Origin of the sequence: Streptomyces chartreusis NRRL 3882 (assembly GCF_900236475.1) — a bacterium.
Lineage (GTDB): Bacteria > Actinomycetota > Actinomycetes > Streptomycetales > Streptomycetaceae > Streptomyces > Streptomyces chartreusis_D.
The window spans coordinates 1,722,511-1,739,406 of the sequence record NZ_LT963352.1 but is presented as its reverse complement, the minus strand read 5'-3'; the positions used below and the strand labels follow the sequence as shown (position 1 = coordinate 1,739,406).

The window sequence follows — 16,896 nt, the reverse complement described above, 5'->3', positions numbered from 1 at the left end:
GCGAGGACGGTCACCCCGCCGGGCGGGGGCCGGTGCCCCCGAGCACAGGTGCGCTGGTCAGCGCCCAGTAGAGTGCGCCTCTGTTGCCCCCGAACCCCGAGGTACCGCGCAGTGACCCCCCTACCCCCCGCACCGACCGCCGCCGTGACCGTCGTCGGGCTCGGGGCCGACGGCTGGGCGGGACTGCCCGACGCCTCCCGCAGCGCACTGCGCGAGGCCGAGGTCCTGATCGGCGGACCCCGCCAGCTGGACCTGCTGCCCCCGGAGTGCACCGGGCGGCGCGTCGCCTGGCCGTCGCCGCTGCGCCCCGCCGTCCCCGGCCTGCTCGCCGCGCACGCCGACCGCCGGATCGCCGTACTGGCCAGCGGGGACCCCATGTTCTACGGCATCGGCCGCGCCCTCGCCGAGGAGACCGGCGCCCTGCGCGTCCTGCCGCACCCCTCCTCCGTCTCCTACGCCGCCGCCCGGCTCGGCTGGCCGCTGGAGGACGTGGAGGTCGTCACGCTCGTCGGCCGGCCCACCGCCCGCCTGGCCGCCGCCCTGCACGACGGCCGGCGGCTCCTCGTCCTCAGCGCGGACGCCACCACCCCCGGCGAGGTCGCCGCCCTGCTGCGGGACCGGGGCTTCGGACCCAGCCGCATGCGCGTCCTCGAACAGCTCGGCGGCGACAGGGAGCGCACGACCGACGAGGTCACCGCCGACGACTGGCCCGCGTCGCAGCCGCCCGGCGATCCGCTCAACATCGTGGCCGTGGAGTGCCGCCGGTCCCCCGACGCCCTGCGGCTGGGCGCCGTACCCGGGCTGCCGGACGAGGCGTACGAGCACGACGGGCAGCTCACCAAGCGGCACATCCGCGCCGCCACACTCGGCGTGCTCGCCCCCGCACCCGGCGAACTGCTGTGGGACATCGGCGGCGGCTCCGGCTCGATCGCCGTCGAGTGGATGCGCACCCACCCCTCGTGCCGCGCGGTCACCGTGGAGCGGGACCCGGCACGCGCCGAACGGATCAGCCGCAACGCCGACCGGCTCGGCGTGCCCGGACTGCGGGTCGTCACCGGCGCAGCGCCCGCCGTCCTCGCCGAACTCCCGCCCCCGGACGCCGTGTTCGTCGGCGGCGGGCTCACCGTGCCCGGCCTCCTCGACGCCTGCTGGGAGGCGCTGCCCGGCGGCGGGCGGCTGGTCGCCAACACCGTGACGCTGGAGTCCGAGGCGCTGCTCGCCGACGCCCACCGGCGCCGCGGCGGCGAACTGGTGCGGCTCGCGGTGGCACACGCCGTGCCGGTGGGCGGCTTCACCGGGTGGCGGCAGGCGATGCCGGTGACCCAGTGGGCCGTACGGAAAACGCCCGACACCTCTTCAGGAGCAGACAGATGACCGTGTACTTCATCGGTGCCGGCCCCGGCGCCGCCGACCTGATCACGGTGCGCGGCGCCCGCACGCTCGCCGCCTGCCGGGTCTGTCTGTACGCGGGCAGCCTGGTCCCGCGCGAACTGCTCGCCGAATGCCCGCCCGACGCCCGGCTGGTGGACACCGCGCAGCTCGACCTGGACCAGATCACCGCCGAACTGCTGCGCGCCCACGAGGAGGGGCACGACGTGGCCCGGCTGCACTCCGGGGACCCCGCCGTGTTCAGCGCGGTCGCCGAGCAGATGCGACGGCTGGACGCGGCCGAGGTGCCCTACGAGGTTGTCCCGGGCGTCCCCGCCTTCGCCGCCGCGGCCGCTTCCCTGAAGCGGGAGCTGACCGTACCGACCGTCGGCCAGACCGTGATCCTCACCCGCGTCGCCAACCGGGCCACCGCCATGCCCGAGGGAGAGGACCTGGCCACCCTCGGCCGCAGCGGCGCGCTGATCGTGCTGCACCTGGCCGCCAAGTACGTGGACCGCGTGGTCGGCGAACTCCTGCCGCACTACGGCGCCGACTGCCCGGCCGCGGTCGTCGCCTACGCCTCCCGCCCGGACGAGCTGATCATCCGCGGCACCCTCGACGAGATCGCGGGGAAGACCAAGGAGGCCGGTGTGCTGCGCACGGCCGTCATCATGGTGGGCCGGACGCTGGGGGCGGAACAGTTCCGGGACAGTCACCTGTACTCGCCGGAGCGGGAACGCCACGTGTGCTGACAGCGGTGAGCGGTCCCCGCCGTCAGGCCGGCGCGCTGCGCCCCACCACCGTCCCCGCCCGGTCGATGCAGATCACGTCGACCACGACCGGCGCCCCGCGCAGCACGGCCAGGGCCTCGTCGCGGGCGGTGGTGGCGACCAGGTCGCCGAGCGGCACCCCGGCGGCCTGGCACGACTGGAGCGCGGCGAGCCCGGTGTTGGCGTCCGCCACCTCCGCGGCCAGCGCCTCGTCCGCGCCGCCGCGCCGGGCCAGTTCGGCGAGGAAGCCCTTGTCGACCTGGGAACGGGCCGAGTGCAGGTCGAGGTGCCCGGCGGCGAGCTTGGAGAGCTTGGCGAAGCCACCGCAGATCGTCAGGCGGGCGACGGGGTGGCGGCGGATGTACTTCAGCACGGCGCCCGCGAAGTCGCCCATGTCGAGCAGGGCGTCCTCGGGCAGCCCGTACTCGGCCACGACCGTCTTCTCCGACGTCGACCCGGTGCAGCCGGCGACATGCGTACGCCCCGCCGCCCGTGCCACGTCCACGCCCCGCCGGATGGAGTCGATCCACGCCGAGCAGGAGTACGGGACGACGATGCCGGTCGTGCCGAGGACGGACAGGCCGCCCAGGATGCCGAGCCGGGGGTTCCAGGTGGAGCGGGCGATCTCCTCGCCGTCGTCGACGGAGACGGTGATCTCGACGTCGCCCGGGCCGCCGTGCCGGGCGGCGACCTCGGCGACGTGCTCGCGCATCATCCGGCGCGGGACCGGGTTGACGGCCGGTTCGCCGACGGGCAGGGGCAGGCCGGGGCGGGTGATCGTGCCGACCCCGGGTCCTGCCCTGAACACCACCCCGGACCCGGCGGGCAGCGGCCGTACCGTGACCCGGACCAGCGCGCCGTGCGTGACGTCCGGGTCGTCCCCGGCGTCCTTCACGACCCCCGCCATCGCGTGCCCGTCGCCCCGTTCCTCGACGGCCAGGGCGAACGACGGCGTCTGCCCCTTCGGCAGCGTGATCGTCACGGGGTCGGGAAACTCGCCGGTCAGCAGGGCGGTGTACGCCGCCGTCGTGGCCGCCGTCGCACAGGCGCCGGTGGTCCAGCCGGGCCGCAGGCCGGTGTGTTCCAGCTGGGCCCTGCGGCCGCCCTTCACTTCGCTGCTCATGAACGGACCTGGACTTCCATGCGCGTACTGATTCTCGGCGGCACCACCGAGGCCCGCCGTCTCGCCGAACTGCTCCACGACACGCCCGGCCTGACCCTGACCAGTTCCCTCGCCGGGCGGGTGGCCAGCCCCCGCCTGCCGCCGGGCGAGGTCCGGATCGGCGGCTTCGGCGGGGTGGAGGGGCTGACCGCGTGGCTGCGTGAGCACCGGGTGGACGTGCTCATCGACGCCACCCACCCTTTCGCCGGGACGATCAGTTTCCACGCGGCGCGGGCCGCCGCCACCGCCCATGTTCCCCTGCTCGCCCTGCGGCGCCCCGGCTGGGTCCCCGTCGCGGGCGACGACTGGCACGACGCCGGCTCCCTGGAGGAGGCCGCACGGCTGCTGCCCTCGCTCGGCCGGCGCGTGTTCCTCACGACCGGGCGCATGGGCCTGGCCGCGTTCGCCGGCCTGGACGAGCTGTGGTTCCTCGTACGGTCCGTGGACGCGCCCGAGGCCCCGCACCCGGCCCGCATGGAGGTGCTGCTCGACCGCGGCCCGTTCACGCTCGACGGCGAGCGCGAGCTGCTGCGCCGGCACCGCATCGAGGTCGTGGTGACCAAGGACAGCGGGGGAGCGGCCACCGCACCGAAGCTGACAGCGGCCCGGGAGGCCGGACTGCCGGTACTCGTGATCCGTCGGCCTCCGGTCCCCGAGGGCGTCCAGGTCGTGCCCGGACCGGAGGAGGCGGCCCGGTGGGTCGGGGAGGGGCTCCACGGACGCGGGTCCCCGGCCACCGGCTGAGCACCGACCGGGGCCGGAGACGATCCGGCCCGGCCGCTGTCGCCGGTGCGCGGCCTCGCCTCGCACCGGGTCCGTAGGTCATGCCTCCGGATAGCGGCGCGGGGTCCACACGATCTCCTCGCCGCCCCCGCGCCGGACGGCCCGGGTCTGGGAGGAGCCGACCAGCAGGATGGTGCGCATGTCGACCTCGGCCGGGTCCAGATCGGCCAGCCGTACGATCCGGACGTGTTCGCCGGGGCCGCCCACGTCCCGCGCCACCACGACCGGGGTGTCCGGCGCCCGGTGCTCCAGCAGCAGTTCTCGGGCCTTGCCCACCTGCCAGGTGCGGCTGCGCGAGCCGGGGTTGTACAGGGCCAGCACCAGGTCCGCCGAGGCCGCCGCGTGCAGCCGCTCGGCGATGACCTCCCAGGGCTTGAGCCGGTCGGAGAGGGAAAGGGCGGCGTAGTCGTGGCCGAGCGGGGCGCCCGCCCGGGCCGCTGCCGCGTTGGCGGCGGTCACCCCCGGCAGCACCCGTACCGGGACGTCCGCGTACTCCTCCTGGGACGCGACCTCCAGGACGGCCGTCGCCATGGCGAACACGCCCGGGTCGCCGCCGGAGACGACCGCGACCCGCCGCCCGCGCCGGGCCAGATCGAGGGCGAACTCGGCGCGCTCCGACTCGACCCGGTTGTCCGAACCGTGCCGGACCTGCCCGGGGCGCTGCGGCACCCGGTCGAGATAGGTCGTGTAGCCGACCAGGTCGTCGGCGGCGGCCAGCGCGCCCCGGGTCTCGGGCGTCAGCCACAGCGGACCGGCCGGCCCGGTCCCGACCACGACGACCTCGCCCCGCTCCCGGGCCTCCGGCCGCTCCGCGCCGACCTGGCTCGGCAGCACGGCCACCGAGAAGTACGGCACCGACTCCGCGTCCACGTCGGCCAGTTCGGCGAGCCGCTCCCCGGCCATGGTGGCCCGCTCGACATACCGGGCGTCGCCCAGCCGCCCCGAACCCTCCAGCGCGCTGCGCACCTTGGTGAAGGTCCGCCCCAGCTTCATCACCACGGCCGCGTCGGTCGAGGCCAGCCGTGCGGTCAGCTCCTCCTCGGGCAGGGTGCCCGGCAGAATGGTCAGCACCTCCTCGCCCTCGGCGAGCGGGGCGCCCAGCCGGGCGGCAGCGGCGGACACGGACGTCACGCCCGGGATCACCTCGGTGTCGTAGCGGCCCGCGAGCCGCTTGTGCATGTGCATGTAGGAGCCGTAGAAGAGCGGATCGCCCTCGGCGAGGACCGCGACCGTCCGCCCCGCGTCCAGGTGCGTGGCGAGCCGGGCCGACGCCTCGGCGTAGAACTCCTCGATCGCGCCCCTGTAGCCGCCGGGATGGTCCGTCGTCTCGGTGGTGACCGGGTAGACCAGCCGCTCCTCGATGTGATCGGAGCGGATGTGCTTCGCCGCGATCGAGCGGGCGATGGAACGTCCGTGCCGGGCGCTGTGGTACGCGATCACGTCCGCCTCGGCGATGACCTCCACGGCCCGAAGGGTCATCAGGGAGGGGTCACCGGGGCCGAGCCCGACCCCGTACAGCCGCCCCGCTGTGGACTGCTTGCCGCTCACTCTTCCTCACTCGCGATCGCGTTGAGCGCGGCGGCGGCGATGGCGCTGCCCCCGCGACGGCCGCGCACGACCAGGTGCTCAACACCGGACGGATGCGCGGCCAGGGCGTCCTTGGACTCGGCGGCCCCGACGAAGCCGACCGGTACGCCGATCACGGCGGCGGGCCGGGGAGCGCCTTCCTCGATCATCTCCAGCAGCCGGAACAGCGCGGTCGGCGCGTTGCCTACGGCGACCACCGAACCCTCCAGCCGGTCCCGCCACAGCTCCAGCGCGGCGGCGCTGCGCGTGGTGCCGAGCCTCGCGGCCAGCTCCGGCACGGACGGGTCGGAGAGCGTGCAGAGCACGTCGTTGCCGGCGGGCAGCCGCTTGCGCGTCACCCCGCTGGCCACCATCTGCACGTCGGTGAAGACGGGCGCGCCCGCGCGCAGGGCCGCACGGGCGCGGGCCACCACGGCCGGCGTGTAGGCCAGGTCCCGTACGAGGTCGACCATCCCGCAGGCGTGGATCATCCGCACCGCGACCTGGCTGACGTCGGCGGGCAGGGCCGCGAGGTCCGCCTCCGCGCGGATGGTGGCGAAGGACTGGCGGTAGATGGCCGCGCCGTCCTTCTCGTAGTCGTACGTGGTCACGGTGGTCTTCTCGCTGCTCTCGGTCGTCGTACGGGTCATGAGGTGATCGCCGCCAGGGCGGCGGCGAGTCGGGCGGGGTCGTTCATCGTGGTGGTCCGGGGTTCCCGGCCGGGGACGGCGGTGGAGAGCCGGTAGCCGCCCCCCGGAGCGGCGACCACGTCGACGCGGTCGCCCCGGGGACGGCCGCAGCGGCGTTCGCAGCCGGACCAGTACAGGGGCAGTCCGTGCGGGCCGATCGCGCCGAGGGCCCCGGCCGCGTCGGTCCGCACGTCGGCCTGCGACTTGGCGCATCCGGGCCTGCCGATGCAGGCGCCGACGTGCAGCCAGGGGGAGTGGGGGTCGGTGACGAGGCCGGTGGCGGCGAGCCGGGCGAGGGACACCTCCGCGTGGGTCCCCGGTGTGGGAAGAACCACACCGCGCCACGGAGTCAGACGCAGCTCGCCGGCGGCGACGTACGTCAGTTCCCGCCATTGGCGTGCCGAGAGCCGCCCCAGGGGCACGTGCACGGAGAGGCCGGCACCCACCACTCCCGGGGGCGGGCCGTCGGTGCGGCCGGTCTCCCGGCTCCGCCGCTCGTGGCGGATGCCCTCGGCCGTCAGCCGCCGGCCGACCGCATCGAGCAACTCGCCGTCAGAAAGGTCGAGTTCGTCCACGCGCCAGACCCGTGTCCCGCTCGCCCGGGCCGCCTCCAGGAAGGTCTCCGCGGCGATCAGCGCGGCCCGAGCCGCCTCGTCGGCCAAGACGCGCAACGCTTCCCCGGCCGCTCCGACGCCGAGTTGCGCACCGCCGTCCGCCGCCGCCCGTACCGTCACATCGGCACCGAGGCCGGCCACGTCGCCGCGTCCGTCGTCGAGCGCGAACAGGAAACGGCCCGACAGGTCCTGCGCCGCCTCGCTCGCGCACAGCGCCTCGTCGAGGGCCGTCAGCCAGGGCCGTACGTCCCGCACGCCCTGCCCGTCGAGACCGGACAGCGGCGAGGCCACGATGTTGCGCACCCGCTCGTGCCCGCGCGAGGGCAGCAGCCCGGCGGCGTCCAGCAGCCGGGCCAACTCCCCGCCGCAGCCGTCCTCCAGACCCCGCAGCTGCACGTTGCCGCGCGAGGTCAGATGCAGATCCCCGTCGCCCAGCCGCTCCGCCGCGTCGGCGAGCGCCTCCGCCTGCCGCACGGTCAGGACGCCTCCGGGCACCCGGACTCGGGCCAGCGCGCCGTCGTCCGCCGCGTGCAGCCGCAGCGTCCCCGGACAGGCGTCACCGCGGTCCCGGGAGACCGCTGTGGCCTGGGGCGATGAACGGAGGGCAGGCGTGGGCATGGCGGCGAGCATACCTACCATCACACCCGGTGTATGCCCCGCCCTTTTCCCCTGCCCCTTACTATGCTCCTCGGTGGATCATCCGGTCCGCCGACGCCACGACGGCGACAGGGGAGGAAGCCCGGTGCGAGTCCGGCGCGGTCCCGCCACTGTGAGCCCGGCCCACGCGGGCCGGGCGAGCCAGGAACTCCCGCCGTCCCACCACCCGCCCGGGGCGCGGACACCCCGAGGAAGGCCAGCCGCCGCATGCTGCACTCAGCCGGGGAACGCCCCACGCACCCCCGCATCCTGCTCCTGTCGACGTCCGACACCGACCTGCTCAGCGCCCGCGCGGCCGGCGGCCCGGTCCCGTACCGCTTCGCCAACCCCTCCCGCCTCGACCTCGACGGCCTCCCCGCCCTCCTCGACGGCGTCGACCTGGTCGTCGTACGCCTCCTCGGCGGCATCCGGGCCTGGCAGGACGGACTCGACCTGCTCCTCGCCGACGGCCGTCCCGTCGTCGTCCTGACCGGCGAACAAGCCCCGGACGCCCAGCTGATGGCGTCCTCCACCGTCCCCGTCGGCATCGCCGCCGAGGCCCACGCCTACCTCGCGCACGGCGGTCCGGCCAACCTGGAACAGCTCGCCCGCTTCCTCTCCGACACGGTCCTGCTCACCGGCCACGGCTTCGAGGCGCCGGCGGCGGCCCCCACCTGGGGCCCGCTGCCCAGGGAGAGCAGGGACACCGACGGCCCGACCGTCGCCGTGCTCTACTACCGGGCCCACCACATGAGCGGCAACACCGCCTTCGTCGGCGCCCTGTGCGACGCGATCGAGGACGCGGGCGGCCGGCCCCTGCCCCTGTACGTCGCCTCCCTGCGCGCCCCCGAGCCCGAGCTGATCGAGGAACTCCGCGCCGCCGACGCCATCGTCACCACCGTCCTCGCCGCCGGCGGCACCAGGCCCGCAGAGGCCTCGGCCGGCGGCGACGACGAGTCCTGGGACGCCGGCGCGCTCACCGCCCTCGACGTACCGATCCTCCAGGCCCTGTGCCTCACCGGTTCACGGACCGCCTGGGAGGAGAACGACGAGGGCGTCTCCCCGCTCGACGCGGCCAGCCAGATCGCCGTCCCCGAGTTCGACGGCCGTCTCATCACCGTCCCGTTCTCCTTCAAGGAGATCGACGCCGACGGCCTCCCGGCCTACGTCGCCGACCCCGAGCGCGCTGCCCGGGTCGCCGGAATCGCCGTACGCCACGCCCGGCTCCGCCACATCCGGCCCGCCGACAAGCGCCTCGCGCTGGTCCTCTCCGCCTACCCGACCAAGCACTCCCGCATCGGCAACGCTGTCGGCCTGGACACGCCCGCCAGCGCGGTCGCCCTGCTCCGCCGGCTCCGCGACGAGGGCTACGACTTCGGAACGGACACGGAGGTGCCGGGCCTGGCCTCCGGCGACGGGGACGAGCTGATCCGCGCGCTGATCGAGGCGGGCGGGCACGACCAGGACTGGCTCACCGAGGAGCAACTGGCCCGCAACCCGGTGCGGATCCCCGCGGCCGACTACCGCCGCTGGTTCGCCACGCTCCCCGAGGAACTGCGCACGGCGGTGGAGGAGCACTGGGGCCCGGCCCCCGGCGAGATGTTCGTCGACCGCAGCCGGAACCCGGAGGGCGACATCGTCCTCGCGGCCCTGCGCTTCGGCAACCTGCTGATCCTCATCCAGCCCCCGCGCGGCTTCGGCGAGAACCCGATCGCGATCTACCACGACCCGGACCTGCCGCCCTCCCACCACTACCTGGCCGCCTACCGCTGGATCGCCGCCCGGGCCGAGGACGGCGGCTTCGGCGCCGACGCGATGATCCACCTCGGCAAGCACGGCAACCTGGAGTGGCTGCCCGGCAAGAACGCCGGCCTGTCCGCCGCCTGCGGCCCGGACGCCGCCCTCGGCGACCTCCCGCTGATCTACCCGTTCCTGGTCAACGACCCCGGCGAGGGCACCCAGGCCAAGCGCCGCGTGCACGCCACCCTCGTCGACCACCTCGTCCCGCCCATGGCCCGCGCCGACTCCTACGGCGACATCGCGCGCCTGGAACAACTCCTCGACGAGTACGCCCAGATCTCCTCCATGGACCCCGCCAAGCTCCCGGCGATCCGGGCCCAGATCTGGACCCTCATCCAGGCCGCCAGGCTCGACCACGACCTCGGCCTGGAGGACCGCCCGGACGACGACGGCTTCGACGACTTCCTCCTGCACGTCGACGGCTGGCTCTGCGAGGTCAAGGACGCCCAGATCCGCGACGGACTGCACGTCCTCGGCAACCCGCCGCAGGGCGCCGACCGGGTCAACCTCGTCCTCGCCATCCTCCGCGCCCGCCAGATCTGGGGCGGCGCGCAGGCCCTGCCCGGCCTGCGCGAGGCACTCGGCCTGGACGAGTCCGCCGCGACCCGCACGACCGCCGACGCGGCCGAGGAGCAGGCCCGCGCCCTGGTCCAGGCGATGGACGACGCGGGCTGGGACCCGGCCGCGGTCCCCGCCGAGCACGGGGGACAGGTCGCCGCCGTCCTGGAGTTCGCGGCCCGCGAGGTCGTGCCGCGCCTCGCCGCGACCACCGCCGAAATCGACCACACCGTCCACGCGCTGGCGGGCGGCTTCGTCCCCGCGGGCCCCTCGGGATCACCCCTGCGTGGCCTCGTCAACGTCCTCCCGACGGGCCGCAACTTCTACTCGGTGGACCCCAAGGCCGTCCCCTCCCGCCTCGCCTGGGAAACGGGCCAGGCCCTCGCCGACTCCCTCCTGGAGCGCTACCGCACCGACAACGGCGACTGGCCCACCTCCGTCGGCCTCTCCCTGTGGGGCACCAGCGCCATGCGCACGGCGGGCGACGACGTGGCGGAGGCCCTCGCCCTGCTCGGCATCCGTCCCGTCTGGGACGACGCCTCCCGGCGGGTCACGGGCCTGGAGCCCGTCCCGTACGAGGAGCTGGGCCGCCCCCGCATCGACGTCACCCTCCGCATCTCGGGCTTCTTCCGGGACGCCTTCCCGCACACCGTCGGGCTGCTGGACGACGCCGTACGCCTGGCCGCCTCCCTGGACGAGCCGGCCGAGGCCAACCACGTACGGGCCCACGTCCGGGCGGACGTGGCGTCCCACGGCGACGAACGCCGCGCCACCACCCGCATCTTCGGCTCCCGCCCCGGCACGTACGGAGCGGGCCTGCTCCAGCTCATCGACTCCCGCGACTGGCGCACCGACGCCGACCTCGCCGAGGTCTACACGGTCTGGGGCGGCTACGCCTACGGCCGCGACCTCGACGGCCGCCCGGCGCGCGACGAGATGGAGACGGCGTACAAGCGGATCGCTGTCGCGGCGAAGAACACCGACACCCGCGAGCACGACATCGCCGACTCGGACGACTACTTCCAGTACCACGGCGGCATGGTGGCGACCGTCCGGGCGCTGCGCGGCACGGCCCCCGAGGCGTACATCGGCGACTCCACCCGCCCCGAGACGGTCCGTACCCGCACCCTCGTCGAGGAGACCTCCCGCGTCTTCCGCGCCCGGGTCGTCAACCCCAGGTGGATCGAGGCCATGCGCCGCCACGGCTACAAGGGCGCCTTCGAACTCGCCGCCACCGTGGACTACCTCTTCGGCTACGACGCCACCACCGGCGTGGTCGCCGACTGGATGTACGACAAGCTCACCGAGACCTACGTCCTGGACCCGGCCAACCGCGAGTTCCTCCAGCAGGCCAACCCCTGGGCCCTGCACGGCATCGCCGAACGCCTGCTGGAGGCGGAGTCCCGCGGGATGTGGGAGAAGCCCGACCCGGCCGTGCTGGAGGGCCTGCGGCAGGTGTACCTGGAGACGGAGGGGGACCTGGAGGGCGACGGCTGACCGGGCCCCGGCTCACTCCTCGTCGGAGGTGGTGGGACGCGTCCGGCCGGGCTCCGGGAGCTCGCCCTGCTGCGCCCGGATGTGGAGCACGTCGCCGATGAACAGGTCGTACACCAGCACCCCGACCACGCCGCCGACGAGCGGTCCGACGATCGGGATCCACCAGTAGCCGCTGAACGCCCCCGCCAAGCTGCCCGGGAACGCCAGATCCTCCCAGCCCGCCATCCAGGTGAACAGGCGGGGGCCGAAGTCGCGGGCGGGGTTGATCGCGTAGCCCGCGTTCGCCCCGAAGGACATGCCGATGGCCGCCACGACGAACCCGATCACGAGGGGGCCGAGGTTCGCCTTCACGGCCGTGTTCCGCAGGTCGATGATCGCCACCACCAGCATGGCCAGGAAGGCCGTGCCGACGATCTGGTCGACCAGGGGGCCCCAGATGCCGCCGTGGAAGTAGGGCGCCGGGAAGGTGGCGAAGATGGAGAACGAGGCGAGGGTGTGGCCGTTCGTCTTCGGCCCCTTCATGGCGTCGTCGAAGGTGTTGATGGCGTCGTGGTACACGGCGTAGACCAGTGCCGCGCCGGCCAGGGCGCCGAGCACCTGGGCCACCCAGTAGGGGACGACCTTGACCCACGGGAACTTGCGGCGCACGGCGAAGGCCAGGGTCACCGCCGGATTGATGTGCGCACCGCTGACCCCGCCGGCCACATAGATACCGAGGATCACGGCCATGGCCCATCCCCAGGTGATCAGCAACCAGTCCCCGGCGCCGAGGAAGAACGTGGTGGGTCCCTCGGTACGCCCCGAGCCGGGCAGCGCCGCGACCGCCATCGCGACCACGCCGCAACCGAAGGAGATGAGGACGAAGGTCCCCAGGAACTCCGCAAGGCATTCGCCCCACAAGCCTCCGCGGCGCCTGAGCCGCGAGGGCTTGAGCAGGGGCTGGATCTCGACGGCCATGGTGATCCTCCCAGACACTCGCCCGGCCGCGCCTGAACGCGGCTGCCGGTGCCGTAGTGGCCTGCTTTCGCTTCATGCCTTGACGCCAAGGTAAATCCGGGCAGCGACCACCGCGAGTCGACACCGGGTGGGCGAGCCGTGTTTCCCGGTCCGAGGGGACGGCGACCGGCTCTCCGGTTCCGCCCGGGCCGAAAGCCGCTCGGCTCGCACCGCGGCATCGCGACATCCGCGGGGCAGTCACCGCCGCCCGCGACCGTCAGCTCTTCTTCAGCTCCTCGGCGAGCATCACAAGGATGCCGCTGGGACCGCGGACGTACGTGAGCTTGTAGACGTCCTCGTAGGTCGCCACACCGCGCAGCGGACGGCATCCGTGCTTCGCGGCCGTCTCCAGGGCTTCGTCGATGTCGTCGACCGAGAAGGCGACGCGATGCATGCCGATCTCGTTGGGACGAGTGGGCTCCGACTCGATCGCCTCGGGGTGGATGTACTCGAAGAGCTCGAGGCGACCGTGACCGTCCGGCGTCTGGAGCATCGCAATGTCGGCGTGATTGCCATCAAGGCCGACGGCGGTGTCGGTCCACTCACCACTGACGGTGTCACGGCCGACGACCGTGAGGCCGAGGTCGGTGAAGAAGGAGATCGCTGCTTCGAGGTCGCGAACGGCGATGCCCACGTTCTCGAGTTTGATGGCCATGCGCCGCATGCTACCGAGCCGGGGCGATCAGGTGCTTTTCGGCAAGAGGGAACATTCGGGGTACGGGGAATGCCGTCGCCGGGGGAGCGGGGCGCTGTTCGAAGACCTTTCCGGTGGTGCGTGCGGGGCGGGACCAAGGGGTCCTTGCAATATGAGCGCAAGGACCCCTAAGGGCGCCGCAGCGACCGCAGGGCGGCCCGGCCGGCCACCGTCGCGGCGGTCGCCGTGAGGGCGGTGGCGCCGGCGGTGGCCGTCCACCGGGCCGCGCGGGAGGGCCGCTCGGGGCGCACGGCCAGGCGTTCCGGTTGCCCGGCCGGGAGCGTGCCCTCCAGACCGCGGGCCAGTACTTCGGCCAGGTGCAGGGCACGCCGTCCGGTGCCGCCCTGTTCGATCTGGGTGCGGCAGCTGAAGCCGTCGGCGAGCAGCAGGCTGCCCGGCTCCGCCGCGCGGACGGCGGGCAGGACGCCCTGCTCCGCGACGGCCATGGACACCTCGTGGTGGCCGCGTTCGAAACCGAAGTTGCCGGCGAGGCCGCAGCAGCCCTCGTCGAGGACATCGGCGTCGAGACGGGCGCGGCGCATGAGCTCCCGGTCGGCGTCGAACTTCATGATCGCGTGCTGGTGGCAGTGGGTCTGCACCGTCGCCCGACGAGCCAGACCTGGTGGCTGCCAGCCGTCGGGCGCGTGCCGGACGAGCTGCTCGGCGAAGGTGCGGACCTGCCCGGCCAGCCGCTGCACGTCCTGGTCGCCGGGCATCAGCTCCGGGGCGTCGGCGCGGAAGACGGCGGTGCAGGACGGTTCGAGGCCGATGACCGGGGTGCCCGCCTCCAGATGGGGCCGGAGCACGTCGAGGGTGCGGCGCAGCACCTTCTGCGCGCGGGGCAGTTGGCCGGTGGAGATCCAGGTCAGGCCGCAGCACACCGGCTTGGCGGGCACGGCGACGCGGAAACCGGCGTCCTCCAGCACGTGTACGGCCGAGATGGCGACGGAGGGGTGGAAGTAGGTGCTGAAGGTGTCGGGCCACAGCAGCACGGTGCGCGGATCGGCCGGGTCGGGCTCCTCGGTGTCGCGCCGCTGCCACCACTGGAGGAAGGACTGCCGGGCGAACACGGGTGCCTGACGGGCCGCGTCCACGCCGGCCAGCCGCTTGCCGGCCCGGGCCAGACCGGGCGCGTGCAGGGCACTGTTGACCACTCCGGGGGCGATCCGGGACAGGCGCGCCCACACGGGCAGCCAGCCCATGGAGTAGTGGGCCGCGGGGCGCATCCGCCCCTCGTAGTGGTGCGAGAGGAACTCCGCCTTGAGGGTGGCCATGTCGACACCGGTCGGGCAGTCCGACTTGCAGCCCTTGCAGGCCAGGCACAGGTCGAGGGCATCGCGCACCTCGGTGGAGCGCCAGCCGTCCGTGACGGCGGAGTCGGCGTGGCCGCCGAGCATCTCGAACAGCAGCCGGGCGCGGCCTCGTGTGGAGTGCTCCTCCTCCCTCGTGGCCCGGTAGGAGGGGCACATGACGCCGCCGGAGTGGCTGCGGCAGTTGCCGATGCCGACGCAGCGCATCACGGCCCGGTCGAAGGAGTGGTCGTCCTCCGGGAAGCCGAAGTGCGTCGCGGGTGTGGCCGGGTGCCAGGAGGGGCCGAGGCGCAGCTGCCCGTCGACCGGGTTGGGGTCGACGACCTTGCCCGGGTTCATCCGGTTGCCCGGGTCGAACAGCGCCTTCAGCTCGCCGAACGCGGTCACGAGTCGCTCGCCGAACATGCGCGTGAGCAGCTCGCCCCGGGACTGGCCGTCGCCGTGCTCGCCCGACAGGGAGCCGCCGTAGGAGGAGACGAGGTCGGCGGCCCGCTCCACGAAGCGCCGGAAGTCGGCCACGCCCTCGGCGGTCGTGAGCGCGAACGGGATGCGGGTGTGGACACAGCCCTGTCCGAAGTGCCCGTAGAGGGACGGGTGGTCGTAGTCGAACTCCTCGAACAGCTGCTGGAGGTCCCGCAGATAGTCGCCGAGCCGCTCGGGTGGGACGGCCGAGTCCTCCCAGCCCTCCCAGGTCTCCCGGTCGTCGGGCGGACGGGCGGTGACGCCGAGCCCCGCCTCACGGGCCTTGAGCATCCGCTGCTCGCGCTCCAGGTCGTCGGAGAAGGCGACAGTGCGGTCCTTCTCGGACCGGCCGACGGCGCCCAGCAGGGCATGCGCCTGCTCGTCGACGGCGTCCTGGCTGTCGCCGAAGAACTGCAGCATCAGCCAGCTTTCGCCCTCCGGCAGGGTGTTCAGGGACTCCAGGTAGGCGCCCTCCTCGCGCATCAGCTGGGCCATGCGCCCGTCGAGGGCCTCCAACTGGCCGGGCGCGCAGTGCTCCAGCAGTCGGGGGACGTCGTCGGCGGCCGTGCAGATGTCGTCGTAGCCGAGGACCAGCAGCGACTGGTACGCCGGCACCGGCACCAGGTCGAGTTCGGCGCGCAGCACGGTCACCAGGGTGCCCTCGCTGCCGACCAGGGCCCTGGCCACGTCGAAGCCGTTCTCGGGCAGGAGCGAGTCGAGGTTGTAGCCCGAGACCCGCCGCGGGATCTTCGGATAGCCGCGCCGGATGTCGCCGAGATACCCGCTGACGATGCCGTCCAGGCCGGCGTACAACTCGGCGCGCCGGCCGCCCTCCGCGGCGATCCGCGCCCGCTCGGCCCGCGAGGTCGGCCCGACCCACATCCGGACGCCGTCGTAGGTGAGCACCTCCAGGCGGCGCACGTTGTCGACGGTCTTGCCGTAGGCCTGCGCGGACGCGCCGCACGAGTTGTTGCCGATCATGCCGCCCAGGGCGCAGTGGCTGTGCGTCGAGGGCTTCGGCCCGAACTGGAGCCTGTGGTCGAAGAGTCGCTGGTTGAGCGCGTCCAGGACGATCCCCGGCTCGACCACGCAGGTCCGTGCGGCGGGATCGACGGAGACCAGCCTGTTGCAGTACTTGCTCCAGTCGATCACCACGGCCGTGTTCGTGGACTGGCCCGCGAGGCTGGTGCCGCCGCCCCGCGACAGCACCGGGGCGCCGAAGCGGGCGCACACCTGCACGGCGTGAGCTCCGGCCTCCACCGTACGAGGCACCACGACACCGATCGGCACCTGCCGGTAGTTGGAGCCGTCGGTCGCGTAGGCGCCCCTGCTGCCCGCGTCGAACCTGACCTCGGCGTCCACCTCCTCGCTCAGCGCCTCCGCCAGCCCGGCCACATCATCCGCCCCGGAGGCGTCGAAAGGAGTGCGAGTCATCGGGGGAAACCGCCTTCCTGAGCCGTTGACCGCGCGCGACGTCCGGTCGTGCCGGGTCGGCTCTCCGCCTGCCGCTCCCGAGTACCCGACCTCGCCGGGCGCAAGAGCGGACTCTCACCCGCGGTGGCCCGATCACAAAGGCACCCCAGATCTCTGGAATTACTCGGCGTTCATGACGTACGCCAACACCGTCACGACGGTGGCGGAGATGCAGCAGGTCATGCAGGTCGGCCCGCGCCGATGACAACCTGGCGATGGGCATCCGGAAGCGCCTGGGGCTCGAGGCGGGCCGATGGTGATGTGTGGTTACCGGGGCATGCCGGAGGCGACGCGCGAGGCGACCGATCCCGACGGGTGGCGCACACCGGAGACATCGCTGGCGTCGACGACGACGGGTTCCTCTGGATCGTCGACCGCAGCGAGGACCTCACGCCGCGGGCAAGAACATGTCGCCCACCGCGATCGAGATGAAGCTGACCTCGGCAGCCCCGCTGATCGGCCACGCGTGTGTCATCGGCGACCGCACTGCTCGTACTCGACCCCGCATCGACCGCCGG

The 16,896-nt window shown here is 73.7% G+C and carries 11 protein-coding genes and 1 riboswitch; of the genes, 4 read left to right on the top strand and 7 right to left on the bottom strand.

What is annotated here, in order from left to right; translation table 11 throughout:
- Window positions 1–111 precede the first annotated feature (111 nt).
- Together SCNRRL3882_RS07770 and cobM are read left to right on the top strand one after the other, a co-directional pair.
- Window positions 112–1,374: a bifunctional cobalt-precorrin-7 (C(5))-methyltransferase/cobalt-precorrin-6B (C(15))-methyltransferase gene (locus tag SCNRRL3882_RS07770; protein ID WP_010039008.1), complete on the top strand. Its 1,263-nt coding sequence runs from the start codon at window positions 112–114 to the stop codon at window positions 1,372–1,374.
- Window positions 1,371–2,120, top strand: a complete 750-nt coding sequence (cobM, locus tag SCNRRL3882_RS07765; RefSeq protein WP_010039006.1) for a precorrin-4 C(11)-methyltransferase — start codon at window positions 1,371–1,373, stop codon at window positions 2,118–2,120. Before SCNRRL3882_RS07770 ends, cobM begins: the two co-directional genes overlap by 4 nt.
- Window positions 2,121–2,142: 22 nt before the next feature.
- Here cobM and SCNRRL3882_RS07760 read toward each other — a convergent pair whose 3' ends face one another.
- On the bottom strand, window positions 2,143–3,261 hold the full coding sequence (locus SCNRRL3882_RS07760; RefSeq protein WP_010039004.1) for a cobalt-precorrin-5B (C(1))-methyltransferase: 1,119 nt from the start codon (window positions 3,259–3,261) through the stop codon (window positions 2,143–2,145).
- 18 nt (window positions 3,262–3,279) lie between these two features.
- Between SCNRRL3882_RS07760 and SCNRRL3882_RS07755 the strand changes: the two genes are divergently transcribed.
- Complete coding sequence (locus SCNRRL3882_RS07755; RefSeq protein WP_010039002.1) at window positions 3,280–4,044, top strand: cobalt-precorrin-6A reductase; 765 nt, start codon at window positions 3,280–3,282, stop codon at window positions 4,042–4,044.
- 78 nt (window positions 4,045–4,122) lie between these two features.
- Here the strand turns inward: SCNRRL3882_RS07755 and SCNRRL3882_RS07750 are convergent, their stop codons facing one another.
- Genes SCNRRL3882_RS07750 through cobG form a run of 3 tightly spaced genes read right to left on the bottom strand, consistent with a single transcriptional unit; the run spans window position 4,123 to window position 7,582 of the window.
- Window positions 4,123–5,631, bottom strand: a complete 1,509-nt coding sequence (locus tag SCNRRL3882_RS07750; RefSeq protein ID WP_010038998.1) for a precorrin-2 C(20)-methyltransferase — start codon at window positions 5,629–5,631, stop codon at window positions 4,123–4,125.
- Window positions 5,628–6,299: a precorrin-8X methylmutase gene (locus SCNRRL3882_RS07745; protein ID WP_010038994.1), complete on the bottom strand. Its 672-nt coding sequence runs from the start codon at window positions 6,297–6,299 to the stop codon at window positions 5,628–5,630. Before SCNRRL3882_RS07745 ends, SCNRRL3882_RS07750 begins: the two co-directional genes overlap by 4 nt.
- Window positions 6,296–7,582 carry a precorrin-3B synthase gene (gene cobG, locus SCNRRL3882_RS07740; RefSeq protein ID WP_010038992.1) on the bottom strand — a complete coding sequence of 429 codons (1,287 nt, stop codon included), beginning with the start codon at window positions 7,580–7,582 and terminating at the stop codon, window positions 6,296–6,298. The genes SCNRRL3882_RS07745 and cobG overlap by 4 nt, the downstream gene beginning before the upstream one ends.
- Window positions 7,583–7,683: 101 nt before the next feature.
- Window positions 7,684–7,760: riboswitch (cobalamin riboswitch) on the top strand.
- 56 nt (window positions 7,761–7,816) lie between these two features.
- On the opposite strand from cobG, the gene cobN reads away from it, so the two are divergent.
- Window positions 7,817–11,443, top strand: a complete 3,627-nt coding sequence (gene cobN / locus SCNRRL3882_RS07735; RefSeq protein ID WP_010038990.1) for a cobaltochelatase subunit CobN — start codon at window positions 7,817–7,819, stop codon at window positions 11,441–11,443.
- 12 nt (window positions 11,444–11,455) lie between these two features.
- On the opposite strand, the gene SCNRRL3882_RS07730 is transcribed toward cobN, so the two are convergent.
- The 3 genes from SCNRRL3882_RS07730 to SCNRRL3882_RS07720 form a co-directional block, all read right to left on the bottom strand.
- Complete coding sequence (locus tag SCNRRL3882_RS07730; RefSeq protein ID WP_010038988.1) at window positions 11,456–12,400, bottom strand: MIP/aquaporin family protein; 945 nt, start codon at window positions 12,398–12,400, stop codon at window positions 11,456–11,458.
- Window positions 12,401–12,656: 256 nt separating this feature from the next.
- Window positions 12,657–13,094 carry a VOC family protein gene (locus SCNRRL3882_RS07725; protein WP_010038985.1) on the bottom strand — a complete coding sequence of 146 codons (438 nt, stop codon included), beginning with the start codon at window positions 13,092–13,094 and terminating at the stop codon, window positions 12,657–12,659.
- A gap of 167 nt (window positions 13,095–13,261) precedes the next feature.
- A complete protein-coding gene (locus SCNRRL3882_RS07720; protein WP_040903038.1) occupies window positions 13,262–16,339 on the bottom strand; it encodes an FAD-binding and (Fe-S)-binding domain-containing protein in 3,078 nt (1,025 codons plus the stop codon).
- Window positions 16,340–16,896 lie beyond the last annotated feature (557 nt).

Excerpts from the sequence above, each read along its gene's own strand:
- SCNRRL3882_RS07725 (WP_010038985.1), bottom strand. The coding sequence starts at position 13,094 with ATGGCCATCAAACTCGAGAACGTGGGCATCGCCGTTCGCGACCTCGAA.
- SCNRRL3882_RS07755 (WP_010039002.1), top strand. The coding sequence starts at position 3,280 with ATGCGCGTACTGATTCTCGGCGGCACCACCGAGGCCCGCCGTCTCGCC.
- SCNRRL3882_RS07720 (WP_040903038.1), bottom strand. The coding sequence starts at position 16,339 with ATGACTCGCACTCCTTTCGACGCCTCCGGGGCGGATGATGTGGCCGGG.
- SCNRRL3882_RS07745 (WP_010038994.1), bottom strand. The coding sequence starts at position 6,299 with ATGACCCGTACGACGACCGAGAGCAGCGAGAAGACCACCGTGACCACG.
- cobM (WP_010039006.1), top strand. The coding sequence starts at position 1,371 with ATGACCGTGTACTTCATCGGTGCCGGCCCCGGCGCCGCCGACCTGATC.
- cobN (WP_010038990.1), top strand. The coding sequence starts at position 7,817 with ATGCTGCACTCAGCCGGGGAACGCCCCACGCACCCCCGCATCCTGCTC.
- SCNRRL3882_RS07760 (WP_010039004.1), bottom strand. The coding sequence starts at position 3,261 with ATGAGCAGCGAAGTGAAGGGCGGCCGCAGGGCCCAGCTGGAACACACC.
- cobG (WP_010038992.1), bottom strand. The coding sequence starts at position 7,582 with ATGCTCGCCGCCATGCCCACGCCTGCCCTCCGTTCATCGCCCCAGGCC.
- SCNRRL3882_RS07730 (WP_010038988.1), bottom strand. The coding sequence starts at position 12,400 with ATGGCCGTCGAGATCCAGCCCCTGCTCAAGCCCTCGCGGCTCAGGCGC.